Raw genomic sequence first — 2,695 nt, 5'->3', positions numbered from 1 at the left:
GCCCTGAAGGAATTGGCCAACAGCGTCGGATGTGCCGGTCGGGCCCTCTTCGCTGTTCGGGGCGCAGGCTCGCGCCGGTCCCGTCCGTCAGACGGTCGCCGGGCTGCCGAGCATCGCGGAAGCGTGCTGGAGCGGGCTGAGGAGGCGCGTGGGCACGGCGGCCCGGGGGAGGCCGCGGCAGGTGAACCCGAGCTGCGTCATGGCGCGGAGGACTTCGCCGGCGCTGAAGTCACGCCGGTCCTGGCGTGTGATGACCTGGCCGACCTGCTTGACGGGGTAGGTACGGCGCCCGATGATCACGGACTCGCCGACGACCTGCTCGGGCTTGACGCCCTTCATCGACTCCAGGACACCGCTCTTGGTCAGGTCGAACGGGAAACGGGCGATGACACAGCGCATGTTGCCTCACAGGAAGAAGAGAAGGGGGACGGCCGTGCCGCGGTGACGCGGTTCAGCGGGCAAGGGCCAGGACGCCCAGAGCGCTGCCCTGGTCATCGACGACCGGCAGGGCATCGATCCTGCGGTAGCGCATCGCGTGCTCGGCTTCGGTCATCGTCGTCACGGGTGTGGTGACCGGCCCGCGGTCGCCCAGGAGGTCGCGGAGACGTACCTGGTCCGTGTACGCCGCGCTGTCGCGGACGGCGGCGAGCCGGTCCCGGGTGACCAGCCCCGTGCACAGGCCGTCCTCGTCGCAGACGAGCAGACGACCCGCGCGGGCGCCGGCCATGACGGCCAGGGCCACCTCGACCGTCATGTCGTCACAGACCTGTGGACCGGCCGCCTCCATCGCGTCCTCCACCGTCCGGTGCACAGGGATGGCGTTCGCCGAGCGGGGCTCCATCTGGACCAGCGTCACAACGTACCTCCTGCAGAGATGGGTCAGTTTCCCGATCACGTGCTTCTCAGGCCGCCGCATCGAAGGCGGACTGCCGCACGCTCACGCGCCGGGCCGTCGAAGCGGGCCGGCGCCTGCCCCGGCCAGCGGCGCCGCGCTGGGCACGTTCGACGACCGGCGCGGTGATGACGACGGGAACACCGGAGGGTGCCTGGGCGCCGGTGATCCGGTTCAGGGCCTCGTCGCCCGAGCGGACCTGGGTGGTCTGCGGGCTGATGCCGGCTGCCTGCATGAGGCGGGCCATGTCGCGGCGCTGGTTGGGGGTGACCAGGGTGACGACGCTGCCGGACTCGCCGGCGCGGGCGGTGCGGCCGCCGCGGTGAAGGTAGTCCTTGGGGTCGGTCGGCGGGTCCACGTTGACGACGAGGTCGAGGTTGTCGACGTGGATGCCGCGCGCGGCGACGTTCGTGGCGACCAGCACCGTGACGTGCCCGGTCTTGAACTGGGCGAGGGTGCGGGTGCGCTGGGGCTGGGACTTCCCGCCGTGCAGGGCGGCGGCGCGGACGCCGCTGTCGAGGAGGTCCTGGGTGAGGCGGTCCACGGCGTGCTTGGTGTCCAGGAACATCATCACCCGGCCCTCGCGCGCCGCGATCTCCGTCGTGGTGCGGTGCTTGTCTGCGCCGTGGACGTGGAGCACGTGGTGCTCCATCGTCGTCACCGCACCGGCCGAGGGATCCACCGAGTGCACGACCGGGTCGGTCAGGTACCGACGGACCAGCAGATCCACATTGCGGTCCAGGGTGGCGGAGAACAGCATCCGCTGGCCCTCGGGGCGCACCTGGTCGAGCAGCGCGGTGACCTGCGGCATGAACCCCATGTCGGCCATCTGGTCGGCCTCGTCGAGGACGGTGATCGCGACCTGGTTCAGCCGGCAGTCGCCCCGGTCGATGAGGTCCTTCAACCGGCCGGGCGTGGCGACGACGACCTCCGCGCCTCCGCGCAGCGATCCGGCCTGCTTGCCGATCGACATGCCGCCGACGACCGTGGTCAGGCGCAGCTTCAGGGCGCGGGCGTAGGGGGCGAGGGCGTCGGTCACCTGCTGGGCCAGCTCCCGGGTGGGGACGAGGACGAGGGCGAGCGGCTGGCGGGGCTCGGCGCGCTGCCCGGCGGTACGAGCGAGCAGCGCGAGGCCGAAGGCGAGCGTCTTGCCGGAGCCGGTGCGCCCGCGACCGAGCACGTCACGGCCCGCAAGGGTGTTGGGCAGGGTGGCGCCCTGGATCGGGAAGGGCACGGTCACGCCCTGCGCGCCGAGGGCGGCCAACAGCTCCGCCGGCATGTCGAGATCGGCGAAGGCCTCGACGGCGGGCAGCGCGGGAGTGATGGTCTTCGGCAGGGCGAACTCGCCCTGTAGCGCGGCGGGTCGGCGGCCGTAGCCGCCCGAGCGGCTCGGACCTCCGGAACGGCTCGGACTTCCGGAACGGCTCGGGGTCGACGATCCGAACCGGCTGACCCGCTCCGATCCGGCGGCAGAGCCGAAAGCGGCGCCGCCGGTGCGGCTGCGGGAGGAACGGCTGTTCGTACGAGTGCGGTTCATTCAGAACCCTCCTTGATACGGCACGTATCAAGGAATTCCCGCAGCGGAAACACAGCGCAGGGAATCGCAAGAACGGGCCGAATGGAATGCGAAAGCGCCACTGGCCTACAGGGATTCTGTACGGGCGCAGGTGCTGAGATGGGTGGCGTCATGTGGACGCGTACATTCGGAAAACTCGAATGGGGTTGAAGCTCCGAGGGGGCTGTCACCCTGAATGCTTTGTCCCGCAGGCGTCGCCACTGCGGGACATATGTGCAGCTGGGGCC

General features: G+C 70.8%; 3 protein-coding genes. All 3 read right to left on the bottom strand.

Features of this window, described 5'->3' with window-relative positions; translation table 11 throughout:
• Positions 1–87: 87 nt before the first annotated feature.
• From ACWGIU_RS34900 to ACWGIU_RS34890, 3 genes are read right to left on the bottom strand one after another with little or no spacing between them, the layout of a single operon-like run.
• Positions 88–399: an SCO5918 family protein gene (locus ACWGIU_RS34900; RefSeq protein ID WP_453712115.1), complete on the bottom strand. Its 312-nt coding sequence runs from the start codon at positions 397–399 to the stop codon at positions 88–90.
• A 52-nt stretch (positions 400–451) separates the two neighbouring features.
• Positions 452–856: a CBS domain-containing protein gene (locus ACWGIU_RS34895; RefSeq protein ID WP_453712114.1), complete on the bottom strand. Its 405-nt coding sequence runs from the start codon at positions 854–856 to the stop codon at positions 452–454.
• 46 nt (positions 857–902) lie between these two features.
• The gene (locus tag ACWGIU_RS34890; protein ID WP_453712113.1) at positions 903–2,429 is read right to left on the bottom strand and encodes a DEAD/DEAH box helicase; all 1,527 of its coding nucleotides are present in this window, start codon (positions 2,427–2,429) and stop codon (positions 903–905) included.
• Positions 2,430–2,695: the final 266 nt, after the last annotated feature.

The sequence above is a fragment of the Streptomyces sp. NPDC054840 genome, assembly GCF_053611065.1.
The sequence above is the reverse complement of the archived record's forward strand: the minus strand, read 5'-3'. Positions and strand labels throughout refer to the sequence as shown.